The following is a 15441-nucleotide window of genomic DNA, read 5'->3' on the forward strand; positions in this document are numbered from 1 at the left end:
GATGGCCCGAGGTGAGGATCGCGACGGCAGGAGCGCGGCAGCTAGTCTCGGGCGCAGACCCGCTGGTGACCCGAGACGCCGGCGGGTCTACTCATGCCCGGGCAACCTCGGCGCCCGGCCTGGAGCCGACCGAGAGCCGACCCGGAGCCGGCCTCAGAGCCGCCCGCGGTACCAGCTGGTGCGGCCCTTGGCCCCGGCCCGAGACAGCGACACGTGCACGTGGTCGCGGTGCCGCAGCGTCTTGGAGCAGCTCCTGACCCGCCGGCACGACGACGACAGGTAGGGGCGCGGCTCGAAGCCCTCCCAGGCGGCGTACATCCGGTCGTCCCAGATGACGTACATGATCCCCATCCGCCGCGCCTTGGCGTGCGGGGTGCCGGCCCGGTCGCTGGCGAACACCCGGGCGAGGAACGCCTCGACGGTCGCGGCGTCGCCCGGGTCGTCGGCGTCCATCGTCCAGTCGATCGCGCGGCCGTCCTGGTGCTCGGAGACCGACGAGCTGCACCGGCGCCAGGTGGCACCCCCGGATCCGCCGTGCTGCCTGACGATCCAGCGACCGAGCACCACGGTGCCGCGCTGCACCAACTTGCTGCACCTCGTCTCGGGGTCGTACGACGCGTAGGGCTCGACCGGCGGCGCCGCCTGCGCGGCGGTGGGGAGCAGGACGGCGACGAGCGCGACGAGCGCAGCGGCGAGCGGGGCACGGCGGGGCATGGCGCGACCGTAGGAAGGTCGTGGGCGGGGCGTCAGCGAGACGGCGGGGATTCGTCCGTTCGACGGTCGAGATGGTCCGGGACGACCCGTGCGGTGCGGGCCAGGTAGGCGATGCCGCGCGGCGAGAGCTCGTAGCCGACCGCGAAGCTGCGGGTCAGCCCCAGGGCCTTGAGCTTGCGCACGTCGATCTTGAACGGTGCGGTCTCAAGGCCGACCAGCTCGGCCAGGTCGGGCGCCCGGCGCTGGGGGTGGCGCCGGATCAGGTCGAGGGTCGCCATGGTCCGGGCGCCGTGGCTGCTGGCCCGGTCGAGGCGCTCGAGTCGCGCGTCGATCGCCGCCACGTCGGCCTCGGCGAGGTCGTCGTCCTCCCGCAGCGCGATGCGAGGGTCCTCCCCCGCCCAGGACAGTCCCACGCGGTAGCAGGGAAGCGTGGGGTCGGGGGCGAGTCGTCGGCGCAGGCGCTCCGCGTCGGGCCAGCCGGCGCGCACCGCCTCGTCGTCGGTGATGGTGTCGGCGTCGACGACCTCCACCGACTCCACCCGCACGATCCCGGCCACGGTCGTGAACTGCTGCCCCGGCACCACGTCCTGGCGGCGCCAGCGGCGGAACGCCAACGTCACCGAGCCGTCGCGCACCCCCTGGGCGACCTTCGGGGGCAGCAGCACCCGGGCATAGTGGCCTATCCACCCCACCCGAAGCCAGCCAGGTGGAAGGCCACCCAGGCGGCGACGCCGACGGCCGGCGTCAGGAGCGCGGCCCGGGCCGCGTCGTCGAGCCGGGCCGAGCCGGCCAGCACCAGCGCCGCCGCCAGCCCGGCGGTCAGCACCGCGACCGCCCCGTCGCGGAGCATCGCCTCGCCCAGCAGCACCCCGGCCGGCAGCGCCAGCAGCCCGGCCGCGACCCAGCCCGTCGTACGCCGCCACCCGGCGCCCGCCGCGCCGAGCACCGGGCCGACCACCAGCCCCATGCCCACCCACATCAGGGTGTGCGGGCGGAGCAGCACGTCGGGCGCCAGGCCGTTCCAGCCGAGCCCGAGCCGGCGCAGCTCGGCGACGTAGTAGGCCTCGGTCGCGACGACGAGCACGACCGCGCCGCAGAGCGCGCCCAGCAACGGCCGTCCGGGCAGCAGCGTGCCCACGACGAAGGCGCACACCGCCCACACGGCGCTGGAGTTCGCCAGGTGGGCCAGCGGGTAGGACAGCTGGCGCTGCAGCCAGAGGTCGCCGACGCCGAGTACGACGCCGGCGCCGGCCGCGAGCACGACCGGCCAGACGAGCAGCGGCCGAGGGGCGGGGACCGGCCGAGGGACCGTGGGAAGGGACGTCGAGGTGGTCATGCCCCGATCCTCGGCAGCCGCGGGCCGGGCCGACCTCGGTCTGAGGTACCGCGACGCCGACCCGAGGTGCCGGCGACGCCGCCGACGGTGCTAGAGCCGCCGGGCGAAGCAGCGGTTGACCGGGGAGTCGCGGTAGTGGCCGAAGCCGGGGATCCTCACGTAGCCGGCCGACTCGTACAGCGCGATCGCCTCGGGCTGGCGCGACCCGGTCTCGAGCACCATCGCCCCCGCCCCGGCGGCCGCCGCGGTCGCCTCGAGGTGGGCCAGCACGGCCCGGGCGTGACCGCGGCCCCGCGCCCGCGGGGCGACGTACATCCGCTTGATCTCGGCGGTCTCGGTGACACCTTCGAATGCCGCGTCGTGCCGGCGTCGCCAGGCCCCCGTCGCGACCGCCGCGCCGGCGTCGTAGCCCACGAAGAAGCTGCCGCCGGGCGGCTCGAACATCGCCGGGTCGAGCGGGGTCTCGTCGCGGCCGCCGTAGCGGGCGACGTACTCCTGCTGCACCTCCTCGACGAGCGCGAGTGCGTCGGGGTGGCCGTAGGGGACGCGCTCGATCAGCAGCGTCCCGACCGGCAGGTCGGGCATCTGGACTCCTCGGGGACCACGGCGGAGGGCGGTGGGACAATAGTGCCCACCGCCCCACGGAAGGCTGTCGATGGCCCTGCAGATCCCTGCCGACCTCCTGCCCGCTGACGGACGCTTCGGCGCCGGTCCGTCGAAGATCCAGCCGTCGCACCTCGACGCGCTGGCCGCGACCGGCACCACGCTGATGGGCACCTCCCACCGGCAGGCGCCGGTGCGCGACCTGGTCGGGCGGGTCCGCTCGGGGCTGGCCGAGCTGTTCTCGCTGCCCGAGGGGTACGAGGTGGTGCTCGGCAACGGCGGGGCGACGGCGTTCTGGGACATCGCCACCTTCGGGCTGATCGAGCGGCGCAGTCAGCACCTGTCGTTCGGGGAGTTCTCGTCGAAGTTCGCCGCGGCCGCCAAGGCTGCGCCGTGGCTGGAGGACCCCTCGGTGATCACCAGCGAGCCGGGCTCGCGGCCCGACCCGGTGGCCGAGGACGGCATCGACGTCTACGCCTGGGCGCACAACGAGACCTCCACCGCGGTCATGGCCCCGGTCGTGCGGCCCGAGGGCGCCGGCGGCGACGCCCTGGTGCTCGTCGACGCGACCTCGGGCGCGGGCGGCCTGCCGGTCGACGTGACCCAGACCGACGTCTACTACTTCGCGCCCCAGAAGTCGTTCGCCTCCGACGGCGGACTGTGGCTGGCGACGTTCTCGCCGGCCGCGCTGGAGCGGGCGGCCCGGATCGCCGCGAGCGACCGCCACGTGCCGGCGTTCTTCGACCTGCCGACGGCGATCGACAACTCCACCAAGAACCAGACCTACAACACCCCCGCGGTCGCGACGCTCTTCCTCATGGCCGAGCAGCTGGCCTGGATGAACGCCCACGGCGGCCTGACCGGCATGGTCGAGCGCACCACGGCGTCGTCCGACGCCCTCTACACGTGGGCGGAGAAGTCGTCGCACGCGTTCCCCTACGTCAGCGAGCCCGCGCACCGGTCGCTGGTGATCGGCACCATCGACTTCGAGGACGGCATCGACGCCGCCCGGATCGCCGCCGAGCTGCGGGCCAACGGCGTCGTCGACACCGAGCCCTACCGCAAGCTCGGCCGCAACCAGCTGCGGATCGCGATGTACCCCGCGGTCGACCCCGCCGACGTGGAGGCGCTGACCGCCTGCATCGACTGGGTGATCGACCGGCTCTGACCTCCCCGGAGGTTCACCCGTCGTCCATCCCGGCGTCCCGGGCCGGTCACCCGGCGGCGACAGGGTTCAGCGTGCCTGCCACCACGAGATCCCGGGAGCCCGCATGACCGTCGAGCCTGCCGACCGCACCACCCTGCCGCTGCTGACCGACGGGCTGCCGATGGCCGGCCGCACCCACGGCCGCCGGAGCCCGGTGACCTGCCACCTGCGCTGCGGTGACGCCTGCTCGGTCGTCGCGCCCAACGTCACCGAGACGTCGTACTTCCGCGACGTCGCCTCGGCCGCGCTGACCCGGCGCGGCGCGCTCGGCGCAGCGGCGCTCGGCACCGGCCTGGCCGCCCTCGGTGGCGCCCCGGCCGCGGCCCGCCCCCACCACGGCGGTCACCGCCCGCCCGGCCACGGGCACGGCGGCGGGGTAGGAGGGTTGCGCTTCGACGCGATCGCGCCGGTCGCGGCCAGCGTCGACGACCTCACCGTGCCACGCGGCTACACGTGGGACCCGGTGATCCGGTGGGGCGACCCGGTGCTGCGCGGCGCGCCGACGTTCGACCCCGAGCACCAGACCGCCCGCGCGCAGGCCGGCCAGTTCGGCTACAACAACGACTACCTCGACATCATCGTCACCGACCGGCGCGGGACCCGCGCGCTGCTGGTGTGCAACCACGAGTACACCAACGAGAACATCATGTTCCCGCCCGACCTCGACCCCGCCGAGAAGATCCGGATCGCCTGGGCCGCGCACGGCATGTCGGTCGTCGAGCTGCGCCGTCGCCGCCGGGGTGAGGCGTGGACCTACGTGCCGGGCGCCCGCCTCAACCGGCGGATCACCCTCGAGACGCCGTTCCGCATGGACGGTCCGGCCGCCGGCTCCCCGCTGCTGCGCACCGCCGAGGACCGCACCGGCCGCCGCGTGCGCGGCACGATGAACAACTGCGCCGGCGGCACCACGCCGTGGGGCACCGTGCTGTCGGGGGAGGAGAACTTCAACCAGTACTTCTACGCGGCCGGCACCGACCAGCGCGAGGCGCGCTACGGCCTCGGGCCGACCCAGGACGGCCGCAACTGGCGCTCGGTCGACCCGCGGTGGAACGCCACCAGCGCCGACTTCCGCAACGAACCCAACCGCTTCGGCTGGGTCGTCGAGGTCGACCCGCACGACCCGACGTCCACCCCGGTGAAGCACACCGCGATGGGCCGCTTCAAGCACGAGGGCGCGAACGTCGTCGTCAACCACGACGGTCGGGTCGTGGCCTACATGGGCGACGACGAGCGGTTCGACTACGTCTACCGCTTCGTCTCCAAGCGGCGCTACCGCGCCGGCGACCGCCCCCGCGACCGTCGCCACAACCTCGGACTGCTCTCCGAGGGCGACCTCTCGGTGGCCCGCTTCACCGGCGACGGCCTCGCCGACGGCGTCTCCGACGGCACCGGCGAGTGGATCCCGCTGACCCGCGACGGCCGGTCGATGGTGCCGGGCTTCTCGATCGACGAGGTGCTGGTCTTCACCCGGCTGGCCGCGGACGCCGTGCAGCCCACGAAGATGGACCGCCCCGAGGACGTCGAGCCCAACCTCCACAACGGCCGGGTCTACATCGCGTGCACCAACAACACCGACCGCGGGAAGGCCGGCAAGGAGGGTCCCACCGAGCCCAACCCCCGCCCGGCCAACAAGGACGGCCACGTGGTCGAGCTGGTGCCGACCCGCGGCGACCACACCGCCCGCACGTTCAGCTGGAACCTGCTGCTGGTCTGCGGCGATCCCGCCACCGCCGGCACCTACTTCGGCGGTTACCAGGGTGAGGTCTCGCCGATCTCGTGCCCCGACAACGTCGCCTTCGACAGCCGCGGCAACCTGTGGGTCTCCACCGACGGGCAGCCGAGCTCGCTGCAGCTGAACGACGGGCTGTTCAAGGTGCCCGTGAGCGGGCCCGAGCGCGGGCGGGTGCAGCAGTTCCTCGCCGTGCCGACCGGTGCCGAGACCTGCGGGCCGGTGATCCACGACCGGGACGACTCGGTGTTCGTGGCCGTGCAGCACCCCGGCGAGGACGGCACGTGGGAGGCGCAGAAGTCGCGGTTCCCCGACTACGTCCCGGTCGGGAAGCGGGCCCGGCGCGGTGAGCTCGCCGGCCCCCGCCCGACGGTCGTGCAGGTCACGAAGCGCTGACCGCGCGCTCCACCAGCTCGAAGGTCGACCGGTCGAAGGCGACCAGCCGCGCCTCCTCCACCCCGGTGGCGGCCGACCGGAGGACCTCGAGCGCGCACGCGACGGCGTCGTCCTTGGGCCAGCCGTAGACGCCGGCGCTGACCAGCGGGAAGGCCACGCTGCGGGCGCCGAGCTCGTCGGCGACCTCGAGCGCGCGGGCGTAGCAGGAGGTGAGCAGGCCGCGGTCGGTCTCGCCGGCGTTGCGGTTGGGGCCGACCACGTGGATCACCCACCTCGCCGGCAGCGCCCCCGCCGTGGTCCATCCGGCGTCACCGGTGGCCAACCCGTCGGGGAAGCGGCGTACGCAGTCGGCCAGCACCTCCGGGCCGCCCGCCCGGTGGATGGCGCCGTCGACGCCGCCACCGCCGCGCATCCGGTTGTTGGCGGCGTTGACCACCGCATCGACGTGCTGCTCGGTGATGTCGCCCTGCACCGCGGTGATCCTCATGCGACCGCCTTGATCAGCTTGAGCGTGGCCCGCTCCAGCGCGGCCTGGCGGACGTCGGGGTTGGGGTAGCTGCGGCGGGTGACCCGCTCGATGGTGAGGCCCTGCTCGTAGGCCTGGATCACCCGCGGGTCGACGTACGACGAGCGCGCGAGGGTGGGTGTGTTGCCGAGGAACTCCGCGACCTCGCGCATCGCCCCGGCCACCGCGCGCTTGCGCGACGCGCGGGTCTGCCCCGGCTCCGGCGACTCGGCCAGGGCAGCCGCCGCGAGCACGGTCGCGTGCCAGGTGCGGAAGTCCTTGGCCGTGGCCTCCATGCCGGTGCTCTCGCGGACGTAGTCGTTGACCAGCTCGGGCAGCACCGAGCGCCAGCCGCGGCCGTGCTTGTAGGCGAGCAGCCGCGGGTCGTCCCTGGTCTTGCGGCGGCGCATCACCTCGATCGCGTCGACGACGGTGCGGTCGTCGATCTCGATCCGGTGGTCGACCCCCGACTTGCCCACGAACGTGAACACCAGCTTGTCCTGCCGGCGCCGCACGTGGCGCCGTTCGAGCGTCGTGAGGCCGAAGCTGCCGTTCTCGTCGGCGTAGACGTCGTTGCCGATGCGGAAGTAGCCGAGGTCGAGGAGCCGCACCGATGCCGCGCACGCCCGCGCCAGCGGCATCCCCTCCGACCCCAGGTCGGTCAGCACCCGCTCCCGCGCCTTGACCAGCGCCCGGCCGAACATGAGCATCCGGTCGAACTTCTCCGCGTCGCGCCGGGTGCGCCACTCCGGGTGGTAGAGGTACTGCCGCCGCCCCGCGTCGTCGGTGCCGACCGCCTGGAGGTGGCCGTTGGCGTAGGGCGTCACCCACACGTCGCGCCACGCCGGGGGAATCACCAGCGCCCGCACCCGCTCGGCGTCCTCCTCGGGCAGCCGCTGGCCGTGCTGGTCGAGGTAGACGAACCCCCGCCCCGCACGTCGTCTCGTCCAGCCCGGCTGGTCCGGTGAGGTGCGGCGCAGACGCATGCCCCGAGCCTAGGTGGCACCCCCCGGCCGGACAGGTCTCCCTTGGGGTGAGGCCAGGCATCGCCGACCCGGCGCTCGTTGTCGCCGGTGTGGGCCGACCCGACGTCGATTGACGACGGCTCGGCGATCGGTGAGTGGGCTTCCGGCGTCTCGTGGCGACGGGCGGATCGGCGGGGGCCGGTGAGTGAGCCCCCATCCGACGCGCGGAAACCGAGGCCTGCTCACCGCCACCCTGGGCCACCACCAGGCAGCGGTGAGCCAGCCCCCACCCAACGCGCGGAAACCGAGGCCTGCTCACCGCCACCCCGGGCCACCACCAGGCAGCGGTGAGCCAGCCCCCACCCAACGCGCGCAAACCGAGGCCTGCTCACCGCCACCCCGGGCCACCACCAGGCAGCGGTGAGCCAGCCCCCACCCAACGCGCGCAAACCGAGGCCTGCTCACCGCCACCCGCGGAACGACGGTTGGCCAACCAGGTAAGGACTTCGTCGTTCCCGACCAGCGGTCGACCAGCGGTCAACCGGCGGACCGGCAGACCTCGGGCAGCAGGTGGGCGAGGGTGGCGGCCTGGGCACGGATCTCGGGGACGGCGGTGGTCTCCCAGAGGGTGCCCTTGCGGGGCGGACCGACGACGAAGAGACCGGGGACGGGCTGGCCGGAGACGTCGAGGACCTCGCCGTCGGGGGTGCAGGTGACGCCGAGGCGCAGCTCGTCGGGAGCCAGGGTGCCGCGGCGGACGAGGGTCGCGAGCAGCGGGTCGGCGGTGCGGGAGACGTCGGTGAGCGGGCCGGTGCAGTTGACGACCGCGTCGGCCCACACCGAGTCGGGGCGCTCGGCGAGGTGGACCTCGCAGCGGCGGCCGTGGTCCTCGACCGCGCGCACGCCGCCGGCGACCAGCTCGAGCCGGCCCTCGGTGCGGTAGGCGGCGATCCGGTCGGCGACGCCGGGGGCCATCCGGTGCCGGCGCACCTCCCACTCCCGCGCGTACGACGCCAGGAACCGCCGTTGCTCAGCCGGCCCGAGCCGCTGCCACAGCGACTGGGTGGGAGCCCGGAGGCCGTCGACCACCGCGCGCCAGTCGACGCCCTGCCGGCGGGCGGCCTCGACCTGGCCGCGGAACAGCTCGGCGAGCTGGTCGGCGGTCACCGGGCCGCTGACCGGCACCGGGCTGAGCCAGGCTGTCGAGCTCTGCTCGATGTGGGGCTCGGGCAGCAGGCCCTGGCGGCTGGCCATCACGACCCGGCGCCCCGGGGCGTCGTCGAGGAGCGTGATCGCGGTGTCGACGGCGGTCAGCCCGCTGCCGGCGAGCACGACGGTGGCGTCGGCCGGGAGCGCGGCGATCCGCTCGACGTCCCACGGGTCGGCGAGGTGCCACGGCGCGTCGGGGAGCGGCTGCCCGCCGGCCTCGAGGCGCGCCGGGGTCTGGTTGCCGTAGGCGAGCACGACGGCCTCGGCGCGGGTGGCCTCGCCGGCGGAGTGGACCTCGAAGCCGCCGGGCACGGCGACGACGTCGTCGACCCGGGTGGGACTGACGGCGAGCCGGTCGTCGGCGAGGCGCTCCAGCGTCTCGGTGAGGTAGGCCGCGTAGTCGCGGCGCGGCAGGAACGCCTGCGCGTCGGGCTCACGCCCGGTGCGGGCAGCCCACTCGACCAGGTCGGAGGGGATGTCGGGGAAGGCGCTCATGTGGCGCGAGCGCACGTTGAGCAGGTGGCGCGGGTCGGTGGTGCCGTAGGCGATGCCCCGCCCCAGCACGCCGGACGCCTCGTGGATCGTGACCCGCAGGTCGTGGGAGCGCGAGGCCAGCAGGTGGATCGCGGTCAGCATCCCGCTGGCGCCACCGCCCACGATCGCGACCCGGCGCGCGCCGTCCCGCTGCCACTGCTGCTGTCCGGGCGGGGCCTCGGGCACCACCGTCGACGCCACACCCGCACCCTGCGAAGACCTGTCCACCCGACCAAGTCTAGTGGATAGGTTTGATTTAGCGAGAAACCGCGCCGAGTTCGCCCAGGTTGCGCAGCAGCAGCGCCTCGGCGAGCACCACCCGCTCGAACTCGGCCAGGTGCAGCCCCTCGTTGGCGCCGTGGGCCCGGGTATCGGGGTCCTCGACGCCGGTGACCAGCACGCTGGCCTGCGGGAACGCCTCGAGGAACTCCGCGATGAACGGGATCGAGCCGCCCACCCCCATGTCGACCGGGGCAGTGCCGTCCCAGGCCTCGCTGAACGCCGCCCGCGCCGCGTCGTACGCCGGGCCGGTGGCGTCGATGACCGTGGGCTCGCCGGAGTCGGCGAGGGTCACGGTGAGCTGTGCTCCCCACGGCACGTGCGCCTCGAGGTGCCGGGTCAGCGCGGCCCAGGCGTCGGCGGCCGTGTCCCCGGGGGCCACCCGCAGCGAGAGCATGGCCCGCGCCGAGGCGGTGAGGGTGTTGCTGGCGTTCTCGGCCTTGGGCGCGTCGATGCCGGTGATCGTCAGCGCCGGCTGGGTCCACAGCCGCTCGACGGCCGGCCCGCGACCCACCCACGAGACGCCCTCGGCGATGCCCGACTCGGCGCGCAGCCGGTCCTCGGGGTAGACGACGTCGGCCGCCGGCCCGCTCACCAGGCCGTCGACGGCCAGCGCACCGTCGTCGTCGTAGAGGGTCGCGAGCAGGCGCGTGAGCGTCATCAGCGCGTCGGGCACCAGCCCGCCCCACATGCCGGAGTGGACCGCGTGGTCGAGCGTGCGCACCTCGACGTAGCCGCGGGCCAGCCCGCGCAGGCTCGTGGTGAGGGCGGGCTCGCCGATGCCCCAGTTGCCGGAGTCGGCGATCACGATCACGTCGGAGGCCAGCGCGTCGTGGTGCTTCTCGAGCAGCGCGGTGAGGGTCTCCGAGCCGATCTCCTCCTCCCCCTCGACGAAGAGCACGACGTTGACCGGCAGGTCGTCGCCGAACGCGCGGACGGCGCCGAGGTGGGCGGCGATGCCGGCCTTGTCGTCGGCCGCGCCCCGGCCGTAGAGGCGACCGCCGCGCTCGGTGGGCTCGAACGGCGGGGAGTCCCAGTCGGCGTGGTCGTTCTCGGGCTGGACGTCGTGGTGGGCGTAGAGCAGGACCGTCGGCGCCCCCTCGGGGCCGGCCTTGCGCGCGATGACCGCGGGGTGCCCGCCCTCCTCGGCGACGATGTCGACGGGGTCGAAGCCCTCGGCACGGAACAGCTCGGCCACCGCCTCCGCACTGCGCCGCACCTCGCCGGCACGGGCGGGGTCGGCGCTGACGGACTCGATGCGCACCAGGTCCTCGAGATCGGTGCGCAGCTGCGGGAGGAGGCCCTGCACGCGGGCCGCGAGGTCGTCGGTCATGGCCCGACTCAATCACGGCCCGGTGCGTCGCCGAGCGGGAGGTACGGCGCCAGGTCGGCCCGCTCGCCGCTGGCCGACACCCGGCCCTCGGCCACCGCGTCGCGCCACGCCAGCTCGCCGGTCGCGAGCGAGATCCAGGTGAGCGGGTCGGTCTCGACCACGGCCGGCGGCGTGCCCCGGGTGTGGCGCACCCCGGGGATCACCTGGGCGGCGGCGTACGGCGGCACCCGCACCTCCACCGACGCGCCGGGCGCGGGGGGGGGGGGGGGGGGCCGGGGGGGGGGGGGGGGGGCCGGGGGGGGGGGGGCCCGCGCGCGCCCCCCGGCGACCCGGCCGAGGGCCGCGGCGACGTCGGCGGCCGGTGCGGGACGCAGGCGGGCGGGCATGGCGCGACAGTAGTCCCGGCACACTGGGGAGGTGCCGGAGGGGGACAGCGTCTTCAGGCTCGCGCGGCGACTGGACCGGTCGCTGCTGGGCCGCACCGTGGTGCGCTCGGACCTGCGGGTGCCGCACCTCGCGACCACCGACCTCGCGGGGCGCGAGGTCGTGGAGCACGCGACCCACGGCAAGCACCTGCTCACCCGCTTCTCCGGCGGCGCCACCCTCCACAGCCACCTGCTCATGGACGGCGAGTGGACCGTGACCCGGCCCGGCCGCGTCCTGCCCCGCCGGCTCCACCACGAGCTGCGGGTCGTGCTCGAGGCCGACACGGGCAGCACCGCCTGGGGCCTGCGCCTCCACCAGCTCGCGGTGGTGGCGACCGTCGACGAGCAGCAGCTGGTCGGCCACCTGGGACCGGACCCGCTCCGCGACGACTGGGACCCCGATGAGGCCGCCCTCCGCCTCGGCGCCGAGCCCGCCACGCCGCTCGTCTCGGCGCTGCTCGACCAGACCCGGATCGCCGGCCTGGGCAACCTGTGGGCGAACGAGCTCGCGTTCCTGACCGGGCGCAGCCCCTGGACCCCGATGGGCGAGCTGGACGTGCCGGCGCTGGTCGAGCGCGCGGCCCGCGCGCTGCGCCACTCGGCCCTGGTGCCGGGCGCCTACCAGGTCACCACCGGCCGGTCCCGGCGCGGGGAGGACCACTGGGTCGCCGGCCGGCAGCGACGCCCGTGCCTGCGCTGCGGCACCGGGGTGCGGATGGTCGACGAGCTGCCCGACGACCCGGCCCACCGGCGCACCTGGTGGTGCCCGCACTGCCAGCCGGGGCCCGGGCCCGAGTCGCGCCGGGCCACACCGCGCCGGTCGCGCTAGCCGGCGACCGCGAGGCAGCGGCGGCCCAGCACCACCGAGAGTGCCATCGGCCCGCCCAGCAGCACCGCCACCTCTAGCCAGAGCAGCGCGTCGGTGCCGGGGGTCAGGGTCATCGACACCAGCACCGTGGCGGGCAGCGCGAGGGCCGCGACGACCGCGAACCGTCCGGTCGCGCGGGCGACCGGCACCCCGGCGTGCCACCAGCGGTTGCCGATGCCGGTGGCGACCAGCGACAGCACGGTGCCGACGAAGATCGCCGCGCCCACCATCTCGATGCCCGTGTCGAGGACGGCGGTGAGGGCGCTGTCGGGCGTGGCGTCGTCGGCGCGCGCGGAGAGGTTGAGCCCCTTGTCCCACAGGAACGGCTGCGGCAGCAGCCCGAGGAGGAAGGCCCAGGCTGTGCGCCGTGACGACGCCACCGCGAGCGTAGTCTGGAACGCCGGCGCCACCTCCGCGACGGTGCCGAAGTCGGCGACCGCCCGCCGCTCGGCGGCCGCGCGGTCGAGACCGGCGGCGACGTAGGCGTCGGTGGCGTCCGCGAGGTGGTCGGCGGCCTCGCGCACCAGGCCCCGGCGGACCCGCTGCGGTCCGCGCAGGGCGGCGCCGAGCTCGCGGACGTGGTCGGTCACCGGCGTGGTCATGGGGGTCATGGTCGCCCGACCCACCCCGGCAGCACCATCGGGGCAACCCCCCATTTCGTGCGCCCGGGTCATGCCGGTCCCAGCACGCCGTCGACCACCCGCGAGAACACCTGCCACTCGCTGCGTGCCTCGCGGAGCTGGCGCCGGCCGGCCCGCGAGAGCCGGTAGGTGCGGCGCCGCCGCCCGCCGACCTCCGACCAGTCCGACTCGAGGTAGCCGGCAGCCTCCAGCCGCCTCAGCGCGGGGTAGACGGTGCCGGTGGGCAGGTCGAGCTCGCCGCCGCTGCGCGCCGAGAGCGCCTCGATGATCGCGTAGCCGTGGAGGGGCGCGGCCTCGACCACGGCCAGGATCAGCGGGTCGAGGTGCCCGCGCAGCGCGTCCGCCTTCATGTAGACAGCCTACACATGCCCGCGCTATACAGGGACCTATAAGTTGCCTGTCTACCTATAGACGACCTACGCATGGAGCACCGATGACGACGACGGCACCACCCGAGCAGCGGTCCACCCGCCTGACCCGCCTGGCGGCGTACTCCCAGCGCCACCACTGGACCGCCATCCTGTTGTGGGTGGTGGCCCTGGTGGCGATCACGGCCGGCTCGCAAGTGGCCGGGAGCGACTTCAGGAACGACTTCACGCTGCCCGGCACCGAATCGCAGGAGCTGCTCGACGCCTATGCCGAGCACGCACCCGAGCAGCAGGGCGACTTGGTGACGGTGGTGGTGCAGGCGGCCGACGGCGTGGCGGCCCACCAGCAGCGGCTCGACGACCTCTGGGGCCGGCTCGGCGACCTCGACCACGTGGCCGCCGTGCAGCCGCCGGACCCCCGCGGCGGGACGGTCTCCGAGGACGGCACCCTCGGCATCGCGACGGTCGTGCTCGACGACCAGGCCGGCCTGATCGCGACCGAGGCGAAGGTCGCGATCATGGACACCGCGCTGGAGGCCGACGGCGACGGGCTGCGGGTCGAGCTCGGCGGCGACGCGATCCGCGAGGTGCAGGAGAGCGAGGCCGCGGGCGGCGCGGCCGAGGGTGCCGGGATGCTGGCGGCGCTGGTGATCCTGCTGTTCCTGTTCGGGTCGCTGCTCGCGGCGTCGTTGCCGCTGGTGACCGCGATCCTCGCGGTGGGCACGACCTTCGGGGTGGTGACCCTGGCCAGCCACCTGGTCACGATCCCCGACTACACCGCGCCGATGCTCGTGCTGGTGGGGCTCGGCGTCGGCATCGACTACGCGCTGCTGATCTTCGCCCGCTACCGCTCCGAGCTGCTGCGCGGCGCGGACCGGCCGCGGGCCACCGCCGTCGCCCTCGACACCGCCGGCCGGGCCGTGCTCTTCGCCGGCACCACGGTCGTCATCGCCCTCCTCGGCCTCTACACGCTCGACCTGGGCTCGCTCGAGGGTGTCGCGCTCTCGGTCTCGCTCACCGTGCTGATGACGATGCTGGCCTCGATCTCCCTGCTCCCCAGCCTGCTCACGATCCTCGGCAGCCGCCTCGAGCGCAGCGTGCGGCGCCGCGCGGCCAAGCGCACCCACGAGCCCGGCCACCGCTGGCGCCGATGGGCGGCCGCGGTGCAGCGCCGACCCTGGGCCGCGCTCGTCGGGGCCGCAGTGGTGCTCGGCGCGCTGTGCGTGCCGGCGCTCTCGATGCAGCTCGGCTTCGCCGACGCGGGCAACGACGACCCGTCGACGACCAGCCGGCAGGCCTACGACCTGGTCGCCGACGGGTTCGGTCCCGGTGCCAACGGACCGCTGGTCGTCGTCACCCGCGGTGACGAGGCGAGCGCGCGGGCGGCGTACGACGAGCTGGTGGGTACCGACGGCGTCGCGTCGGCCACCCCGCCCCAGGCCTCCGAGGACGGCGCGATCTTCACCAGCCTGGCCTTCCCCGAGACCTCCCCCCAGGACGAGGAGACCTCCGAGCTGGTGCGCGACCTGCGGGACACCCTGCCGGCGGAGAGCGTCGTCGGCGGGCCCACGGCGGCCGCGGTCGACTTCTCCGACGCGGTCTCCGAGCGGTTCCCGCTGTTCGTGGGCGTGGTCGTGGGGCTCTCCGCGCTGCTGCTGCTCGTGGTCTTCCGGTCGGTGGCGATCGCGGTCAAGGCGGCGGTGCTGAACCTGCTCTCGATCGGCGCGGCGCTGGGCGTGATGGTGCTCGTCTTCCAGGACGGCCGATGGATCGCCGAGCCCGGCCCGATCGAGGCGTTCGTGCCGGTGATGACCTTCGCGATCGTGTTCGGTCTGTCGATGGACTACGAGGTCTTCCTGGTGTCGCGGATGCACGAGGAGTGGGAGCGCAGCCACGACCCGGTGCACGCCGTGCGCGAGGGACTCGCCACCACCGGCGGGGTGATCACCGCGGCCGCGGCGATCATGATCGTGGTCTTCGGGGCGTTCGTGGCCGCACCCGACCGGATGCTCCAGATGTTCGGGGTCGGGCTGGCGTCCGCGGTGCTCATCGACGCGCTGGTGATCCGCTGCCTGGTCGTGCCCGCCGTCCTCCAGCTGCTCGGCCGCCGGGCCTGGTGGGCGCCGCGCTGGCTGACCCGGGTCGCCCCGCGGGTGCGGGTCGACTGACCCACCTCTGGTCGAGCAGCGAGCGCCAGCGAGCGTCGTCGAGACCCCGTGCGACGGACGCCCTCCCGTCCCCACCGGAGGGCGTCCGGGTGCGCAGGTTTCGAGGCTCGCTCCCCTCGCACCTCAACCAGCGCCGGTAGCGCTGGTCGAGGTGCGAAGGC

At 74.7% G+C, this 15441-nt stretch carries 15 protein-coding genes; 4 read left to right on the plus strand and 11 right to left on the minus strand.

Annotated features, from left to right (window positions below; translation table 11 throughout):
• Positions 1-153: 153 nt before the first annotated feature.
• The 4 genes from JT721_RS15095 to JT721_RS15110 all read right to left on the minus strand — a co-directional run bounded on the left by JT721_RS15095 (position 154) and on the right by JT721_RS15110 (position 2635).
• Entirely contained in the window at positions 154-714 is a 561-nt protein-coding gene (locus tag JT721_RS15095) for a hypothetical protein (protein ID WP_205474076.1), read from the minus strand.
• 32 nt (positions 715-746) lie between these two features.
• Complete coding sequence (locus tag JT721_RS15100) at positions 747-1379, minus strand: hypothetical protein (RefSeq protein ID WP_205474077.1); 633 nt, start codon at positions 1377-1379, stop codon at positions 747-749.
• Positions 1380-1393: 14 nt separating this feature from the next.
• A complete protein-coding gene (locus JT721_RS15105) occupies positions 1394-2050 on the minus strand; it encodes a DUF6518 family protein (protein WP_205474078.1) in 657 nt (218 codons plus the stop codon).
• Positions 2051-2140: 90 nt separating this feature from the next.
• The gene (locus JT721_RS15110; protein WP_205474079.1) at positions 2141-2635 is read right to left on the minus strand and encodes a GNAT family N-acetyltransferase; all 495 of its coding nucleotides are present in this window, start codon (positions 2633-2635) and stop codon (positions 2141-2143) included.
• Between the two features lie 70 nt (positions 2636-2705).
• Between JT721_RS15110 and serC the strand changes: the two genes are divergently transcribed.
• Positions 2706-3821: a phosphoserine transaminase gene (serC, locus tag JT721_RS15115; protein WP_205474080.1), complete on the plus strand. Its 1116-nt coding sequence runs from the start codon at positions 2706-2708 to the stop codon at positions 3819-3821.
• A 103-nt stretch (positions 3822-3924) separates the two neighbouring features.
• Positions 3925-5985 carry a PhoX family phosphatase gene (locus JT721_RS15120; RefSeq protein ID WP_205474081.1) on the plus strand — a complete coding sequence of 687 codons (2061 nt, stop codon included), beginning with the start codon at positions 3925-3927 and terminating at the stop codon, positions 5983-5985.
• Here JT721_RS15120 and JT721_RS15125 read toward each other — a convergent pair.
• From JT721_RS15125 to JT721_RS21455, 5 genes are all read right to left on the minus strand, one after another.
• Positions 5972-6472 (minus strand): O-acetyl-ADP-ribose deacetylase, encoded by a 501-nt coding sequence (locus JT721_RS15125; protein WP_205474082.1) that lies wholly within the window; start codon positions 6470-6472, stop codon positions 5972-5974. The genes JT721_RS15120 and JT721_RS15125 overlap by 14 nt on opposite strands.
• Positions 6469-7476 (minus strand): DNA topoisomerase IB, encoded by a 1008-nt coding sequence (locus JT721_RS15130; protein ID WP_205474083.1) that lies wholly within the window; start codon positions 7474-7476, stop codon positions 6469-6471. The genes JT721_RS15125 and JT721_RS15130 overlap by 4 nt, the downstream gene beginning before the upstream one ends.
• 516 nt (positions 7477-7992) lie before the next feature.
• Positions 7993-9426, minus strand: coding sequence for an FAD/NAD(P)-binding protein (locus JT721_RS15135; protein WP_307828080.1), 1434 nt, complete (start codon positions 9424-9426; stop codon positions 7993-7995).
• Positions 9427-9454: 28 nt separating this feature from the next.
• The gene (locus tag JT721_RS15140) at positions 9455-10810 is read right to left on the minus strand and encodes a dipeptidase (RefSeq protein ID WP_205474084.1); all 1356 of its coding nucleotides are present in this window, start codon (positions 10808-10810) and stop codon (positions 9455-9457) included.
• An 8-nt stretch (positions 10811-10818) separates the two neighbouring features.
• Positions 10819-11196 (minus strand): sterol carrier family protein, encoded by a 378-nt coding sequence (locus JT721_RS21455; RefSeq protein WP_205474085.1) that lies wholly within the window; start codon positions 11194-11196, stop codon positions 10819-10821.
• Positions 11197-11227: 31 nt separating this feature from the next.
• Here JT721_RS21455 and JT721_RS21785 point away from each other — a divergent pair, with 31 nt between their 5' ends.
• The gene (locus JT721_RS21785) at positions 11228-12064 is read left to right on the plus strand and encodes a DNA-formamidopyrimidine glycosylase family protein (RefSeq protein WP_205474086.1); all 837 of its coding nucleotides are present in this window, start codon (positions 11228-11230) and stop codon (positions 12062-12064) included.
• Here JT721_RS21785 and JT721_RS15155 read toward each other — a convergent pair.
• On the minus strand, positions 12061-12705 hold the full coding sequence (locus tag JT721_RS15155; RefSeq protein ID WP_205474087.1) for a permease prefix domain 1-containing protein: 645 nt from the start codon (positions 12703-12705) through the stop codon (positions 12061-12063). The two genes, JT721_RS21785 and JT721_RS15155, sit on opposite strands and share 4 nt — an antisense overlap.
• Positions 12706-12773: 68 nt before the next feature.
• Positions 12774-13094 (minus strand): PadR family transcriptional regulator, encoded by a 321-nt coding sequence (locus tag JT721_RS15160; RefSeq protein WP_205474088.1) that lies wholly within the window; start codon positions 13092-13094, stop codon positions 12774-12776.
• An 83-nt stretch (positions 13095-13177) separates the two neighbouring features.
• On the opposite strand from JT721_RS15160, the gene JT721_RS15165 reads away from it, so the two are divergent.
• Positions 13178-15280: an MMPL family transporter gene (locus JT721_RS15165; protein WP_205474089.1), complete on the plus strand. Its 2103-nt coding sequence runs from the start codon at positions 13178-13180 to the stop codon at positions 15278-15280.
• Positions 15281-15441: the final 161 nt, after the last annotated feature.

It is taken from the genome of Nocardioides sp. SYSU D00038 (assembly GCF_016924665.1).
GTDB lineage: Bacteria > Actinomycetota > Actinomycetes > Propionibacteriales > Nocardioidaceae > Nocardioides.